The following is a 15,878-nucleotide window of genomic DNA, read 5'->3' on the forward strand; positions in this document are numbered from 1 at the left end:
AACAGTTATCTACAAAAACGCCCTTAAAAGATCAACATAACCTAAACCATTTTGCTTACTGATGTAGAAGAGGGAAAATATCGGGCATAGGCAATAAGCAGCCCTGCCCCCAAATACATGGTTAAACTGTACACGCCAGCAACCACTGCATAACTCGGCATTTGCAATAAACTGATGCAGATGAGCATTGCCATCGTCGAATTTTGCAAGCCAATTTCAATCGCCAGTGTTAATCCATCTTTATGCGAGAGTGATAATACTTTAGCACTCACTATACCTATCAACATCGCGCCAAAGTTTAATAATAAACAGGCAATAAACACCTCATTAAAAGCATCAACAATAATGGCATGTTCCTGAATAACCACACCGGTGATCATCAACAACAAAAACACTAACGCAAAGCGCCTAAAGTACACTTCAACCTTAATCGCCCACTCTCTGTAATAACTGCGAACCAGCATGCCAAATACAATCGGCAATAAAGTTATCACTAATAACCCTAACGAAATGCTGCTCAGCGACACAGCTATTGGTGCTTCATTTGCAAAGTAACCCAATGCAAATTGAATCACAAAAGGCGCGCTGAGTACGCACACTATGCTGCTAATCGCCGTTAAACTCACTGACAAGGCTAAATTGGCTTTAGCCAAATGACTCACCACATTCGATGTAGTCCCTCCAGGACATGCCGCTAAAATCATTAACCCAATGGCCATCGGCGTAGACAAGTCCATTGCCACACAAATCCCAAAAGCCAATAAAGGCAGTGCAATAATTTGCCCGAAAAAGCCCGTAACGATAGGAGCTGGAGTTTGCCAAAGGCGTAAAAAATCAAACCGCGTTAAGCTTAACCCCATGCCGAACATGATAAAGGCAAGCGCAAGCGGTAGCAGTATTTCGGTAATCATCGAACCTGTCATAGATGCATCCTTGCTCGCCAAGCAAAGCGGCTTAGCGAGTGTGGTTAAGCTAGAGGCTAATCTAAAAAGCTGTTGTCTTGCGCTAGTACCACTTGATACATAGGTTGGAAATTGCCCCAGGTCACGAGATCTGAACCATTCATTTGGCGGGTTTTTGTCGCAATATCATGGCCAATAAGTTTAAGTTCACCAGCAGCTTGAGCCAGTAACTGGCTATGGCAGCAACTGTCTAACATCACAAAATTAGCGGTAGCTGCATCGACTGACTTACCGACAGTGAGTAAGCCATGATTTTGTAAGATAACTGCAGCATTTCCTTGCAGTGCCTCCGCAATCATATCGCCTTCAGACAAGTCAGCCACCACACCGGTAAAGGTGTCAAACACGCTGTGGTTTTCATAAAACATGCAAGCATCTTGTGAAATGGGTTTGAGTAACACGCCTAATGATGAAAATGCACGGCCATAAGTGGTATGCGCGTGGGCAACGGCATTCACATCAGGACGAGCATGATGAATACGCGAGTGAATCGCAAACGCCGCATTATTGATTGGGTGCTTCCCCTCCATAATATTGCCTTTATGGTCTACACGGACAAGATCTGACGCTCTAACTTTGGAAAAATGCACCGCTAATGGGTTAACCCAAAAAGTGCCAGGGTCAATACAATCTCGTAAGGTAATATGGCCAGCTAAACCTTCATCAAACCGATAATGAGCAAATACCCTAAACGCAGCCGCTAAACGTTGTTTCTCATATTGTTGCTGCTGTTGCTTAGAGTCAAATTTAGGCGGTAATGGCATTGGGTATTTGTCAGTACCTATGGTCATTTGTTTAATCTGTAATTCTTCTTGTGATGTTGTCATGTTGAGTCTACTTTTTATTGGTTTAGTTTGACTTTAATTTAACCAAGCCTAAAATAAATTCAAATGATACTAAATCATAGATAACTATTAATATGCTGCATAGTAAGATAGATCTTAACTTATTCCTCATTATGACGACTGTTTATCAACAAGGCAGTATTACCGGCGCCGCAGCTAAACTACATTTAACGCAACCTGCAGTAAGTCACGCCATCGCCCGTTTACGCAGCAAGTTTAACGACCCATTATTTGTTCGCCAAGGTCGCAAAATGGTGCCTACACCTTTGTGTCAAAAAATCATTCCCGATGTGTTACAAGCAATGGATTTACTCGAACACACCATATCAACTCCCGCCAATTTTGATATACAACAGCATAAGCGAGAAATAAAACTAGGATTGCGCGACATATTAGAATCGATGTTTTTCCCTGTATTGGTACCAGATTTGCTTAACAACACGCCAAATCTCACCTTAAACAGCCGTCAAATAAAACGTACCGAACTCGAACCCTCTCTAGCGCAGCAAACCTTAGACATAGTCATCGATGTACTTATGCCAACCCATAAAGACATTCGTAGTAGCTTAATTTGCCACGAGTCATTTTCGTTAATTTGCCGTAAAGAACATCCAATATTGCAACAATTAACACTGACCAATTACGCCAAAGCATCACATGCGCTTGTCAGTTTAAAAGATTTTACCATCGACACGGTAGACATGGCGCTAGCCACTCAAGGTATTACCCGCAACATAGTCTTACGCTGCGAACACTACTTTGCTGCCATAAATGTGGTGAGCCAATCTGACATGATAATGACCATGCCCAGCAGTTACGCCACGCTGCTGCAGCAAACCATGCCTATTGTGGTATCGCCTTTACCGTTTGAAGTACCCGAGCTTGCAGTGCATATGTACTGGCATAAACAAGCTGAAGACGATCCAGTCAACCAATGGATAAGAACAAAACTACTTGATATTTCAGCACAACTTTTTCATACACCAATTAAACATAAAAAATAAAACCCTTTTTACATATTGCTACGTTTACACTGATTAACAGAACAATGTTAACCAGCATAAAGCTAACTCACCTGAGCTAGCGATAAGAAACCGTGGAGTTATCAATGAATAAAATATTACTAAGCAGTTTAATTTCAAGCACACTATTCGCCTTAACTGCCACCAGCTTTGTAGCGACAGTGCATGCCGCTGACCTCAGTTTTGCCCATATTGAAACGATAGGCACCAGTACGATTGAAGCCAACGCAGACATGGCCATAATTAGTGTCGCAGTATCCATTGAAGCTGCCAACGCAAAGTCGGCAAAAGATGAAGCTGACGAAGCGGTCAGCCAATTTATGCAACGATTAATCAAGGCCGGCATTGATAAAAAGCATATTCAAACAGCCAATTTACAGATCAACCCACAATATCGATATGTGCAAAATGAGCCGAGAATACTCACCGGCTATAGCGCAAATAGACAAATCACCGTCACAGTGATGAAATTAAATATGCTCAATGAGCTGTTAGACAGTGCCCTAGTAGATGGAATTAATCAGGTTAATAATATTGAGCTTAAATCAAGTAAAGAAGCTGAGATGATTAACCAAGCTCGTCAGGCCGCCATTAAAGATGCCAAACAAAAAGCAAACTCGTTAGCCAAAGGCTTTGATGAGGAAGTGGCCGGAGTATGGGAAGTGAGATACTTTCCAACCCAGTCAAATCCACCAGAAATGTACCGCGCTAGTATGAAAATGAATGCTGACGTAGCACAAACTTATCAGCAAGGTCAGGTCACAGTCAGTGACCGAGTTGAGGTGATATTTAGACTTAAATAAGTTAAGGCAAGTTGGGCTGATGAATAAAATGAGTCAGCTCAACAACTGCACATATGATTATTGTAATCAGGCCTACTTTGTTGTGTGTAATCAAAAACAATCATGCAAAAAAAACACATACAAGTCTTACCACTCAAGCAGTTCAACCTCGCAACATCATGTTTAGTATAAATAAAATTAATACTCGACATTTAATCACCACAAAAATGATCTAAATCACATCTGCAAGGCAGCGCGCGCACTACACTGAAATTATTGAAGACGAGAGATGTAACTGTAATAAATGTTCAAAAATAAACATCCCCTCGCTTCACTCTCGGTTTTGCAGCTGTACCTTAATAAAGTCCTTCTCGTTCGACCCAAAAGGCATGAAGACTTAGCCAATAACTCAAAAATTTAAAAGGCCTTGTAATGATTGACATCACCATAGACGGCATACATCTTTCCCTGCCTAAAGCTGAGAGCTTACTCAAAGCCGCCACTAGCGTCGGCATTAACATACCCAGTCTGTGTGACTTCTCCCACAATCAAGCAAAGCAACACTGTAATTTGTGCCAAGTCCAAATCAAAAATAATGATGGCAGTTTACGCTGTGCTCGAGCCTGTGAAACACCACTCGAAACAGGTTTAGACGTGATTACCCAATCAAGTTACTTGAGTAAAATACGCCAACAAGCGCTGAAAGATATTCTCAGCGACCACTTTGCCGACTGTGAGGCACCCTGCCAAACAGCCTGTCCTGCTGGGGTTGATGTGCAGTCTTATCTTTATCATATTGGTAGAGGCGATCATAAAGAAGCGGTAAAAGTGATTAAACAAACTCTGCCACTACCACTCTCTATTGGACGTGTTTGCCCTGCATTTTGTGAAGCCCAGTGCCGCAGAGGGTTGGTTGATGAACCCGTCGCAATCCGCCAGCTTAAACGTCACGCAGCAGACTTAGACTTACACGATCTAGAGTCTTATGTACCGCCAAAAGCGCCAGCTACCAATAAACGCATTGCCATCATTGGCAGTGGTCCAGCAGGCTTAACCGCTGGCTATTATTTGTCAAACAATGGCCACGATGTCACCATCATGGAATCTGCTCCAAAAGCTGGCGGTTGGTTACGTTATGGTATTCCTGAGTACCGTTTACCTAAAGCTATTCTAGATAAAGAAATTGAACTTCTCACCCGTAACGGACTTAAGATTAAAACCGATTGTGCATTGGGCCGCGATACCAACTTAACCGAGTTAGTGGCTAGTTATGATGCGGTTTGTCTCGCCATCGGGGCACAAAAAGCGGTACCTATGACTTATCCAGGCAGTGATTTAGCGGGCTGTTATTTAGGCGTCGATTATTTACGTGATTATTGCACCCAAAAAAAGATGATTACGGGTAAAAAAGTCGCGGTTATTGGTGGCGGAAATACCGCAATCGATTGTGCACGCACAGCACTTAGAGATGGCGCAGATGTTACCTTAATCTATCGTCGCAGCCGTGATGAAATGCCCGCAGAACCTTACGAAATTCACGAGGCAGAAGTCGAGGGGGTTAACTTTCATTTTCTGACTAACCCGATTGAAAACCACAGTGACGACCAAGGCCGTGTCGAGGCTGTCACTTTTGAAAAAATGGCACTGGGCGAACCAGATGCATCAGGCAGACGATCACCCAAAGCGACCGGAGAAACCTTTAAAGAAGCATTCGACACCGTAATCCCTGCGGTATCTCAACAAGTTGATTTGGACTTTTTAGATCAACCTGAAAACCAAATTGACACAGGCCACCTTGCCCTTACACGCTGGCACACGTTCTTGGGATGTGAGCAAACCATGTCTGCTGGAGTTGAGAAATTGTTTGTTATCGGTGACTCCCGTACAGGTCCAGGAACTGCTGTTGGTGCCGTCGCTGATGGACGAAAAGCCGCCGAAGCCATTGAAGGCTTACTCAAAGAAGGCTTAACTTGTCATTTAGAACCAGGCTTATTTAACTCTCGCAAAGCTAATCATACAGCAGCATTAGCCACTGACACTTATCCAGCGCTGTATCCCGATCCCCCTAAACGCCCGCGATTGAAAATGCCTGAGCTACACCAATTAAACCGCACTCTTAATTTTGCCGAGGTAGAGCTAGGGTTTATTCCTGATGAAGCAATGCAAGAAGCTATGCGGTGTTTAGAATGTGCCTGCCAAGCCAATACAGATTGTAAGCTACGTGATTACGCCACCGAATATAAAGTCGATGGTGCGACCCTTGATCAAACTCATGCAAGTAAATTTAAAGTCGACAACAGTGCACCTTTTATTACTTTTGATGCTAATCGTTGTATTAGCTGTGGTGCTTGTGTTGAAGCCTGCCACCAACAAAGTGGCCATAATGTCATTAGCTTTGCCCCTAATAGCTATCAAGCACTACCCGATACTGCTGGCGTAACCGGTAGCAACCGAAATGCACCGCGCGTCGGCTTTAGTGCATCAATGAACGATAGCGATTGCGTACAATGCGGTAATTGCGTACAAGTTTGCCCAACAGGCGCTCTAGTAGATGCCAGAGATAAAACTCAAGGCACACATCGGGAGTTGATAAAAACATCAACTGTTTGCACTTATTGTGGCGTAGGTTGCCGCGTGGAGTTACATGTTGACCCAAGTGACAATCATGTCGTGCGCGTCAGTGGCGACAGCAACTCACTCGTTAATGAAGGTATGTTATGCGTAAAGGGTCGCTCTGGTTTTGACTTTTTAAACAGCCCGAAGCGTCTTACCACACCGTTAATCCGTAAAAATGGTCAGTTACAACCGGCAAGCTGGAGCGAAGCAATTAACTATATAGCCGAGCAACTTAAGTCTATTAAAGATGCCGCTGGGCCAAGTAAATTTGCGGCATTATCTTCAGCTAAATGCACTAATGAAGAAAACTATTTAATGCAAAGATTTACCCGCAGCATTATGGGGACTAACAGCATCGACCACTGTGCAAGATTATGTCATTCATCATCTGTTGCAGGCTTATCCGATACCATTGGCGGCGGTGCAATGACCAATGATATTCCTAGTATTAAAGAATCCGATGTTATTTTTATTATCGGCTCAGATACCACCAGCGCCCACCCTATTATTGCCTCTCATATCAAACGCGCAGTTAGCCAACATGGCGCACGTTTAATCGTGGCCGACCCTAAAAAAACCGCCATTGCTGACAGTGCCACACTTTATGTCTCTCATCGTCCTGGTACAGACGTGATGCTTCTTAATGCCATCATGCAGCAAATCATCCTTAATGACTGGCAAGACACCCACTATATTAATCAAAGGGTTGAAGATTATGAGTTACTCAAACAAGAAGTGCTTAAGCAAGATTACAACCTAAGCAATGCGGCATTAATCACCGGCATCAGTGCTGAAAATATTGTCGCAATGGCAGAAATGATTGGCACAGCAAACAAAACCGCCTTGTATTACGCAATGGGTATCACCCAACATACGTCAGGTTATGACAACGTAGTGTCCACGTCTAATCTGCAATTATTATGTGGCAACATTGGCGTGGTCGGTGCTGGATTAAATCCACTTCGTGGCCAAAGTAACGTTCAAGGCGCATGTGATATGGGCGCGCTACCTAATTATTACCCGGGTTATCAAAAAGTTGATAATCCAGATAATAGCGCTAAATTTGCTACTGCTTGGGGTAACACTTCACTGTCTTGCGAACCTGGATTTACAGCGACAGAAATCATGCATGCGATTGTCGAAGACAAACTCGATGCATTGTATGTATTAGGCGAAAACCCTGTACTGAGCGATCCAGATCAAGCTCATGTTATTGCGGCGCTGTCTAAAATCAAATTTATGATCGTTCAAGACATCTTTTTAACCGAAACCGCGCAAATGGCACACGTGGTACTGCCCGCAACCGCCTTTGCTGAAAAAGATGGGCACTTCACTAATACCGAACGCCGAGTACAACAGCTTCGCGTAGCCTTAGCACCTCCTGGCGAAGCAATGGTGGATTGGAAAATAATCCAAATGATAGCCAACAAGTTAGGCGCTAACTGGCATTACCAAAATGCGAAGGATATTTGGCAGGAAATTACCCAAGTCACGCCGCAATATCAAGGCTTAACCTGGCAACGGCTTGAGCAAAAAGTTGATGGACTACAATGGCCCTGTTTCGATGAGACTCATCCAGGCACATCCGTATTACATACCGACAGTTTTTTACGTGGCCAGGGCAGAATGATACCCGTGAGTTATCGCTTACCCGCCGAAATACCAGACAGTGAGTATCCATTAATACTGTCAACGGGGCGTTTACTAGAGCAATTCCATACCGGTACCATGACTCGTAAAACACCTGAACTTGATATTAAAGGGTCACCCAGAGTAATGATTTCGGTATATGACGCCGAGCAACTCGATGTAAAAAATGGTGATATGCTAACCCTTACAACACGAAGAGGTACCATAAATATCGCCGCATTTGTCACTAAACGGGCACAAGTTGGCGTATTGTTTTTACCCTTCCACTTTGCTGAGTCTGCAGCTAACAAATTAACCATTAATGCACTCGACCCAATAGCAAAAATCCCAGAATATAAGGTTTGTTCAGTTAAGGCAGAAAAAGCATCTCAACTTGCATCAATGGTGTAGAACAACTCGAAACAGAGAAAATAAACACTATTGAGCGAAAAAAGCCTCGTCATATCACTATGACGAGGCTAATAATAAATAGCGTATACAGCTTAATTAAGAATAATGCACACTATCTGTATAGATGAATAGTCTTATGAAGTTTAAGCATTCACTGCGTCTATAGGGTTATTAATGTCTTTTTTAAGCACAAGAACAACAAGGTAAACCAAACCTAAAATAGGCACTATCGATAATCCAGCACCTAACACACCTGCTAAAACTGGAGATTGTGTTTTACGGCGTCCAAGGTAATAACAAATGCCGCCCATAACTAAAGCAAAAACAATAATCAATTGACCGACCAACGTAGCATTAAAATCCATTTACCTTCTCCTAATCAATAATACGTTATAACACTTTAACGTTCAGCATTTGAACGCATTTAACAACAATGTTACATCTTTGCGTTAGTCCCTGTAAAGTGGAGTATTATGCTTCGCTAAATAATCAATGCTATCTGCCGCGTATACTCCCATCGATTATGCGCTAAACTTGCCATTTTGCTGAATTATAGGTAGTTTTAACCTCATTGTAAGACGTAAAAATAACAACAAAGGATTACGGATGGGAAACATACTTTGGGTGGCCTCTTACCCTAAATCGGGTAACACTTGGGTTCGCGCTTTTTTAGAGAACTACATTCAAAATCAAGATCAGCCTATCGATATAAATACGATGCACACTATTTCTACAGCTGAATCAGCAGCGCATCGCTATCAAGCTTATTTGCCTAAAGATAAAACTGCGACAACCGAGCTAACCTTAGAAGAGGTCAGTGTACTTCGCCCTCAAGTGCAAGCTGATATAGCCCATCAAGCTCAAGGCACAACCTTTGTTAAAACGCATAATTATTTAGGTGAATACAACGGTCAACCTTTGCATAATTCATCGGTCACTTCTGGCGCTATTTACGTTGTACGCAATCCGCTTGATGTGGTTATTTCAATGGCCAATTACTTTGATTACACCATTGATGAAGCCATCGCCTATATGGCAGAAGAAATGACTGGCACACCAAACGAAGCACCACATGTTCCACAAATTATTACCTCGTGGTCGATGCACGTATCGAGCTGGACAAGCGATGATACCTCAAAGCTCATTTTGCGTTATGAGGACATGTTAGATGACCCTAAAAAAGTTTTCCGCAAAGTTGAGTCATTTTTAGGCTTGAAAAAAGATCCCGCACGACTCAAAAATGCCATTAAGCATTCATCATTTGCGCAATTAAAAGCCCAAGAAAGCAAACGTGGATTTGTTGAAAAACATGAAAATGCTAATGCCTTCTTCAGGCAGGGTGGTAAACATCAATGGCAAGCAAAACTCACACCTGAGCAGGTAAAAAGCATTGTTGATACTCATTATGAACAAATGAAACGCTTTAAATATTTACCCGCTGGGATGTAGTCCGCCCTCAAATCCGGCCATAAAAACAATAAAAAACGTCCTATTGCCACTGCAATAGGACGTTGCTCCTGGTTCAATTATTGATCAGCCTCGTTTACGGTAAGCCATAATCAGCAACACAATACCAGTAAGTAAAAATGGCAAACTTAACCATTGCCCTGCACTGAGCATAGACTCATGGTAAGCGGCTTGACTAACTTTGACGCTTTCAATCGCAATACGAGCACTAAATACCGCGACTAAAAATACCCCAAAAATCGCACCGTGTTTTTGTTTCATGTTGGTGTATTTATAAATGGCGTATAAGCCAATGAAAATCAATAAATACGCTAGTGACTCATACAACTGTGCAGGGTGGCGCGGGAGCATATCAATTCGTTTAAAAATAATCCCCCAAGGCTGCGTGGTGGGCTCACCTAAAATCTCTGAGTTAGCAAAGTTGGCCATGCGTACAAAGAAGCCAAAGATTGCCGTAGAAATAGCTAAGCGATCAAGCAAAAACAAAAACGGCAACTTCACCTGACGTTGGTAATAATACAACGCCAAAATAGCACCCAAACCACCGCCATGACTGGCTAAACCACCTTCCCATATAGCCAATATTTTCAGTGGATTAGCAAAGTAGTAAGCGGGATCATAAAAAATACAGTGGGCTAGACGCGCGCCGACAATAATGCCCACAACACAATAAACTAGAAAGTTATCAAGAGACTCAACATCTAATCCTTCCTTCTTAAACATGTGCTTTAATACTTGAAAACCTGTGGCAATCGCTAAAGCAAAAAGTGCACCATACCAATGTACGGTTAAGCCCATAAAAGAGACTAAGATAGGGTTAAAATCCCAGACGATGTGTTCCAAGTTAACTACTCCAAATTAATGCTATGTTTTATCGCATTATGCTAAAACAACTTTACGACAGATGATACAGAGATACTTCATCTAAAAGAAAGTTTCATCGACCTCAAAGCAGGTTAATTAACATTGGACGACTAAATAAGGTAACATTTACTCTTAATGATTACAGATACATCGCATTGTTAGAGTTAACCTAAATGATAGCCAATAAAGCCGAATACCATATTGATGTGCTTGAGCACAGTACTGATGCAATTAATCTGCTGGCACAAGCAAGTGGTTTAGGTAAACAAGTATTAAAAGATGCCATGCAAAAAGGCGCAATTTGGCATTCTCATGGTAAACAAACCAATCGTATTAGGCGTGCGAAAAAGCCCTTACTGCCCGGAGATAAACTTCACCTTTATTACAATCAACATATTCTGAATGAACATGTGGCACCTGCAGAGTTGTTGTTTGATGAGGCAGACTATAGTGTATGGTACAAACCTTACGGTATGCGTTGTCAGGGCTCAAAGTGGAGCGATCACACTACCATGAATCGTTTTGCCGAGTTAAATATGCAGCCACAACGAAATGCATTTATTATTCATCGGCTCGACCGCGCAGCAACAGGATTATTAATCCTCGGCCACAGTAAAAAGGCCACTGCAGCTATTGCTAAACTATTTGAAACTCGCACATTAGACAAACACTACGAGGTGATTGTACACGGCAAATTTTCAAGTGAAACAGTGCAAATTGACACATTGGTCGACAACAAGCCTGCGCTGTCTCATGCCACGTTAATTACTTACAATTCGGCATTGAATCAATCTAAAGTGCAAGTCAAAATTGATACCGGTCGTAAGCATCAAATTCGCATTCATATGGCCAGTTTAGGTCATCCGGTAGTTGGCGACCGATTACATGGCGTTGCAGAGGATACTGCGCCAGATCTTAAATTAACCTCATGCTATTTCAGCTTTATTTGTCCGTTAAGCGGCAAACAAAAAACCTTTGAATTACCTGAGGACTATCGACCTAAATTTGCTGAAAAACTGCCGTGATAGCAAGATTAAATACTGCATCAAAAGATTATTAGGACACACTCATGCGTTTATTCATTCGATTCGCGCTCAGTTTAAGCGCATTAATACTCAGCCAAAACAGTGTCGCAGCCAGTTTACTGTTACCCGACAATGCCAATACGGTATTAGTCAATGGTATTGCCATTGAACAGCAACAGGTTGCGTTAGACATCTCTACCCCGCAGGGTTTACAACAAATCGCCTTTCGCTATCAAGCCCGTTTTAGAGACCAGGGCAGCCAGCATAGTTTCAGTTCAGATGTGATTATTTTGCGTTTTGCCGCGGTCGAGCAAACCTACCAGCTATCACTACCTAGCATTCGTTCACAAAGCAGTGCCCAACAGTTTAATGACTCACCCAAACTGACATTAACCGACCAGGCAGGTAATGCGGTTGCATTCACACAAGACAAGCTAATGAAAAAAGGCTTACAACTTGGGCGCGATTTTGAACAAGAAATCGCTAAATACAATACCTCCGCCAACCCAGCTAGATGGACTAAAGTAAATGTTATTGCACCTGAAGCGGCAGTGGCAACAGCTCCAGCATCAACAGCCCCTCCTCTAAAAGCACAATCGGAGTATGCTCAAGCAGAAAATATGCATCCAACAATGATAGACAATACTCAACAGCCAAACCAAGTTGAAGTATCTACCATGCTTGATTATTGGTACCAAAAAGCCAGCCCGCAAACTCAAGCAGACTTTAAAGCCAGGATAAATCAATAGGAGGGAGTCACGCTCACATTAGAAGTAAACGAAAGTTGAAAGTAGCGTTAACCAATTGAATCTCGATAAAACAGCTGTGGCCTTCGGCTTTTGTGCTAGGCGCAAATCTCTGCAAAATTTGCATTGAGTAAGCGTTGCAAATCATCAGGCTTAAGCGAAATATCGAGGCCTCTTTTACCGGCACTCACATAGATTTGGTCAAACTGTTGCGCCGAAACGTCAATAACAGTAGGCAAGCGTCTTTTTTGCCCTAACGGACTGACGCCGCCAAGCACATAACCGCTGGAACGCTCAACCGCTGATGCCTCTGCCATATAGGCTTTTTTGGCTCCAACGGCTTTAGCCATCAACTTCATGCTTAACATCGATGATACTGGTACAACAGCCACTGCCAATTTTTGATTATCAAGGCTCACGACCAAGGTTTTAAATACTTGCTCGGCAGGCAACGCTAATTTTTGCGCAGCTTCTAAGCCATAAGACTCACTGCTGGCATCATGTTGATACTCGTGCACCTTAAAATCAATTTTGTGCTTTTTGGCTATATCAATTGCAGGAGTCATCACCGCTCACTTATGCTGATACTAATTTTCTGGGCTGATAAAAGTGTAAATAACGTACACAAACATAGCTGACAACCACAGTCGCAACAACTAATTCAAACTCAGCTAAACCTCGCACCTGAGCAATATATTCAGCGCCGAAATCCATGCTTTGCATCCAAGCCGCCACTTTAAATAACGCCGTAGCCCCAATCACCATAGGGAAAGTAAATGCTGCATAGCCTGGGCTAAAAGGTAAACGCATCAAATTAAAAAATGCTAAGTAAATAATACTTGTCATTAATATCCCAATGCCAAATAACAAACCAATAATCACTGGTGAGGGCTGTGAACTAATGGTTAAGTAGCCTGCTAACGATAAGCTTGCAGGAGCGGCTAAAATGGCCAAAGTTGGCTTAGCAGCATCGGGGATTTGTTCAGTAAAAATAAGTCGATAAATCATCATAGGCAACATAACAGCATAGCTGAGCATACCAAAAATCAACGCAATATTGGCCGCCCACAATAAATGTTCATTACCAGAAAAAGACACATCCGCGACCACAATACCAATCGGCGGAATAAACCAGCTAGGCACCATTTGAGATAAGCTAAACTGCTTGCTGCGATGATAAATAAACCCGACTAAAAAGCTGATGTGCAGTATGACCGCAAAGCACCACAATAAATCACCGGCGAACGCAGAAAAGTAACCTAGCGAATTAGAGACCACCATCAATGTCATAGCAAAAGTGGGTACCACACTGCCGACAACCGGATGGGCAATATCTTGGCGCAGCAGATTATGATGCAATACAAACTTACTGGTTAATATTAATAAAAGTACACTGGCAATGGCGGCACTAATCCACTGACCATAATGCTGTAAATCAACAGCGTTTTCCCAACTCCAACCTAAACTGGCTATGCCTAATGCTAATCCTGCCATTGGCGTAGGCACACCACCAACTTTTTGTTTTACTCTGTTTACCATGACAACCTCAGCAGCTCTATTCGAGTCATGCAGTCATATTACGCTTGCACTTTGTTTACATATATCCAATTATATAAAACATACGTTCATAAAAACTAAACGCACATCTCACTCATCATTAACTTAAGTCACTATTATGAATATCTCACTGAAACAACTTAATGTGTTTAGTTGCATCACCCAGCACAACACCTTAACGGCCGCAGCAGAGGCTTTGTATTTGTCTAAGGCAGCTGTGAGTATGGCGCTCGCAGAATTAGAAAAACAGCTAGGCCATCCTCTATTTGACCGGGTAAATAACCGATTAATTCTCAATCAAGAAGGTCATAAGTTATTACCGCTAGCAGACGAGCTGCTTAGTAGAGCAAATAACATCAGCCGATTGTTTGATGCAGACCACGCTTTTGCAGGTCAATTAAAAATTGGTGCCAGCGATACTGTCGGTAATCATGTGGTTCCGGGGTTGCTGAGCCAGTTTAGGCAACAGCATCAACATTTTGCTCAAAGTGTAGTTATTTCTAATTCGCGGCTTATTTGTCAAAAGCTGCATGACTACGAGTTAGATATAGGTTTAATTGAAGGCAATACGCCCCACCCCGACCTTATCTCAACACCCTTTAGTCATGATGACATGTGCATTATTGCTGCGCCTACTCACTCTTTTAGCAAGATGAATAAGCTTGATATTACCGACTTATCACCGAGCAACTGGGTATTACGCGAAGCTGGCTCTGGCTCTCGAGAATTCTTTTTGCGCACAGTTGCACCACATATTGAAACTTGGCACGAAGTATTTGAGCTAAACACCACAGAAGCGTTAATTAACAGTGTGGCGGCAGGTATTGGTTTGGGCTGCTTATCCACACTGGCCGCTCAATATGCGCTAAAAGATGGACGGGTTACACGATTAGACTTAGGTCATTTTGCCCCACAACGATCACTGTGGTTGGTGATGCACAAAGACAAATACCATAGCCCTTTGCTAAAAACCTTTATCGCTTTTTGCCATCAATGGGATAATACATAAAGAGGGTATTTGTTTGGTCTTCGTCGCAAAAATATCGCTTTTATTATTTGAATCAAAGCAGATAATTTTGATGAGACAGTTGGCCAATTCTTTGATAAAAATGAGGGGTGAACAGCAGTTGGCTCCTCTTGGTCTGATGTGAACGAAGCGCCACGAATTTAGTGCCATAGTCTATACGCTAAAAATGCAAAAGCCGAAAAGACTTCTCTATTCGGCTTTTGCGCATTTAACGCTATTGCATGAGTCGCTTTAGGGTTAATCTTTAAAATTATCAAACTGAAACGGCTGGCCTAACTCAGACTCTTTGGCCAATCTCATTACGGCTTGTAAATCATCACGCTTTTTACCGGTTACTCGTACTTTTTCGCCTTGAATAGCAGACTGCACTTTAAGTTTGCTGTCTTTAATCGCTTTAACCAGTTTTTTAGCGACTAATGTATCAATACCTTGCTTGAAGTTAACTTTTAAACTGAAGGTTTTACCACTGTGTATTGCCTTGTCGTCAACTTCCATTGCAGATGGATCAACATTACGTTTACTGAGCTGCATGCGCAATATGTCGACTAACTGCTTACAAATAAAGTCATCTTCTGCTTTTAAAGTGACAACATTATCTTTTAAATCAATTTCAATTTCTTTGCCACGTAAATCAAATCGGCTAGATACTTCACGACGGGAGTTCTCTACCGCGTTACGTAGTTCTTCTTCATCAATTTCTGATATTACATCCATAGATGGCATGTTACATTCCTCTTCGATACTTTTTCGGGTTATTCACCCAAACGCTCATGATTTAGTTTATTTTACACTAGGTAGATTTAACGGGATAGTAAAGTGCAAATCTAACCGGTTTACGATTACAAAACTGTGGCAAAGATTTGCTTGATTAACAAAAAATAACTAAGTGAGTGTTTTTGCCACAAAACTATCATCAATACCCATT

Annotated in this window: 14 protein-coding genes; 7 read left to right on the forward strand and 7 right to left on the reverse strand. The window is 42.3% G+C overall.

Annotated features, from left to right (window positions below; genetic code table 11):
- Window positions 1-41: 41 nt before the first annotated feature.
- Entirely contained in the window at window positions 42-923 is an 882-nt protein-coding gene (locus tag IEY40_RS10465) for a bile acid:sodium symporter family protein (protein WP_188955886.1), read from the reverse strand.
- A gap of 56 nt (window positions 924-979) precedes the next feature.
- Entirely contained in the window at window positions 980-1,789 is an 810-nt protein-coding gene (locus IEY40_RS10470; protein WP_188955888.1) for a class II aldolase/adducin family protein, read from the reverse strand.
- 92 nt (window positions 1,790-1,881) lie between these two features.
- On the opposite strand from IEY40_RS10470, the gene IEY40_RS10475 reads away from it, so the two are divergent.
- The 3 genes from IEY40_RS10475 (at window position 1,882) to fdhF (ending at window position 8,267) form a co-directional block, all read left to right on the forward strand.
- Entirely contained in the window at window positions 1,882-2,811 is a 930-nt protein-coding gene (locus IEY40_RS10475; RefSeq protein WP_188955890.1) for a LysR family transcriptional regulator, read from the forward strand.
- A 104-nt stretch (window positions 2,812-2,915) separates the two neighbouring features.
- Window positions 2,916-3,632 (forward strand): oxidative stress defense protein, encoded by a 717-nt coding sequence (locus tag IEY40_RS10480; protein ID WP_188955892.1) that lies wholly within the window; start codon window positions 2,916-2,918, stop codon window positions 3,630-3,632.
- 411 nt (window positions 3,633-4,043) lie between these two features.
- Entirely contained in the window at window positions 4,044-8,267 is a 4,224-nt protein-coding gene (gene fdhF, locus IEY40_RS10485; protein WP_188955894.1) for a formate dehydrogenase subunit alpha, read from the forward strand.
- A gap of 143 nt (window positions 8,268-8,410) precedes the next feature.
- Here fdhF and IEY40_RS10490 read toward each other — a convergent pair whose 3' ends face one another.
- Window positions 8,411-8,632, reverse strand: a complete 222-nt coding sequence (locus tag IEY40_RS10490; RefSeq protein ID WP_188955895.1) for a hypothetical protein — start codon at window positions 8,630-8,632, stop codon at window positions 8,411-8,413.
- 241 nt (window positions 8,633-8,873) lie between these two features.
- Here IEY40_RS10490 and IEY40_RS10495 point away from each other — a divergent pair, with 241 nt between their 5' ends.
- A complete protein-coding gene (locus IEY40_RS10495; protein WP_188955897.1) occupies window positions 8,874-9,716 on the forward strand; it encodes a sulfotransferase domain-containing protein in 843 nt (280 codons plus the stop codon).
- Between the two features lie 84 nt (window positions 9,717-9,800).
- Here IEY40_RS10495 and lgt read toward each other — a convergent pair whose 3' ends face one another.
- Window positions 9,801-10,577, reverse strand: coding sequence for a prolipoprotein diacylglyceryl transferase (gene lgt, locus IEY40_RS10500; RefSeq protein ID WP_188955899.1), 777 nt, complete (start codon window positions 10,575-10,577; stop codon window positions 9,801-9,803).
- A 194-nt stretch (window positions 10,578-10,771) separates the two neighbouring features.
- Here lgt and IEY40_RS10505 point away from each other — a divergent pair, with 194 nt between their 5' ends.
- Both IEY40_RS10505 and IEY40_RS10510 read left to right on the forward strand, forming a co-directional pair.
- Window positions 10,772-11,623, forward strand: coding sequence for a pseudouridine synthase family protein (locus IEY40_RS10505; RefSeq protein WP_188955901.1), 852 nt, complete (start codon window positions 10,772-10,774; stop codon window positions 11,621-11,623).
- A 44-nt stretch (window positions 11,624-11,667) separates the two neighbouring features.
- Window positions 11,668-12,372, forward strand: coding sequence for a YccT family protein (locus tag IEY40_RS10510; RefSeq protein WP_188955903.1), 705 nt, complete (start codon window positions 11,668-11,670; stop codon window positions 12,370-12,372).
- Window positions 12,373-12,467: 95 nt separating this feature from the next.
- Here the strand turns inward: IEY40_RS10510 and ybaK are convergent, their stop codons facing one another.
- Window positions 12,468-12,935, reverse strand: coding sequence for a Cys-tRNA(Pro) deacylase (gene ybaK / locus IEY40_RS10515; protein WP_188955906.1), 468 nt, complete (start codon window positions 12,933-12,935; stop codon window positions 12,468-12,470).
- 10 nt (window positions 12,936-12,945) lie between these two features.
- Entirely contained in the window at window positions 12,946-13,908 is a 963-nt protein-coding gene (locus IEY40_RS10520; RefSeq protein WP_188955909.1) for a TDT family transporter, read from the reverse strand.
- 136 nt (window positions 13,909-14,044) lie between these two features.
- On the opposite strand from IEY40_RS10520, the gene IEY40_RS10525 reads away from it, so the two are divergent.
- Complete coding sequence (locus tag IEY40_RS10525) at window positions 14,045-14,935, forward strand: LysR family transcriptional regulator (RefSeq protein WP_188955911.1); 891 nt, start codon at window positions 14,045-14,047, stop codon at window positions 14,933-14,935.
- A gap of 255 nt (window positions 14,936-15,190) precedes the next feature.
- On the opposite strand, the gene IEY40_RS10530 is transcribed toward IEY40_RS10525, so the two are convergent.
- Window positions 15,191-15,676: a YajQ family cyclic di-GMP-binding protein gene (locus IEY40_RS10530; RefSeq protein WP_188955913.1), complete on the reverse strand. Its 486-nt coding sequence runs from the start codon at window positions 15,674-15,676 to the stop codon at window positions 15,191-15,193.
- Window positions 15,677-15,878: the final 202 nt, after the last annotated feature.

This window comes from Shewanella ulleungensis (assembly GCF_014648315.1).
GTDB lineage: Bacteria > Pseudomonadota > Gammaproteobacteria > Enterobacterales > Shewanellaceae > Shewanella > Shewanella ulleungensis.

Coding starts and splice junctions, on each gene's coding strand:
- IEY40_RS10470 (WP_188955888.1), bottom strand. CDS start 1,789: ATGACAACATCACAAGAAGAATTACAGATTAAACAAATGACCATAGGT.
- IEY40_RS10465 (WP_188955886.1), bottom strand. CDS start 923: ATGACAGGTTCGATGATTACCGAAATACTGCTACCGCTTGCGCTTGCC.
- IEY40_RS10490 (WP_188955895.1), bottom strand. CDS start 8,632: ATGGATTTTAATGCTACGTTGGTCGGTCAATTGATTATTGTTTTTGCT.
- IEY40_RS10475 (WP_188955890.1), top strand. CDS start 1,882: ATGCTGCATAGTAAGATAGATCTTAACTTATTCCTCATTATGACGACT.
- IEY40_RS10520 (WP_188955909.1), bottom strand. CDS start 13,908: ATGGTAAACAGAGTAAAACAAAAAGTTGGTGGTGTGCCTACGCCAATG.
- IEY40_RS10530 (WP_188955913.1), bottom strand. CDS start 15,676: ATGCCATCTATGGATGTAATATCAGAAATTGATGAAGAAGAACTACGT.
- fdhF (WP_188955894.1), top strand. CDS start 4,044: ATGATTGACATCACCATAGACGGCATACATCTTTCCCTGCCTAAAGCT.
- IEY40_RS10495 (WP_188955897.1), top strand. CDS start 8,874: ATGGGAAACATACTTTGGGTGGCCTCTTACCCTAAATCGGGTAACACT.
- IEY40_RS10505 (WP_188955901.1), top strand. CDS start 10,772: ATGATAGCCAATAAAGCCGAATACCATATTGATGTGCTTGAGCACAGT.
- IEY40_RS10480 (WP_188955892.1), top strand. CDS start 2,916: ATGAATAAAATATTACTAAGCAGTTTAATTTCAAGCACACTATTCGCC.
- IEY40_RS10510 (WP_188955903.1), top strand. CDS start 11,668: ATGCGTTTATTCATTCGATTCGCGCTCAGTTTAAGCGCATTAATACTC.
- ybaK (WP_188955906.1), bottom strand. CDS start 12,935: ATGACTCCTGCAATTGATATAGCCAAAAAGCACAAAATTGATTTTAAG.
- IEY40_RS10525 (WP_188955911.1), top strand. CDS start 14,045: ATGAATATCTCACTGAAACAACTTAATGTGTTTAGTTGCATCACCCAG.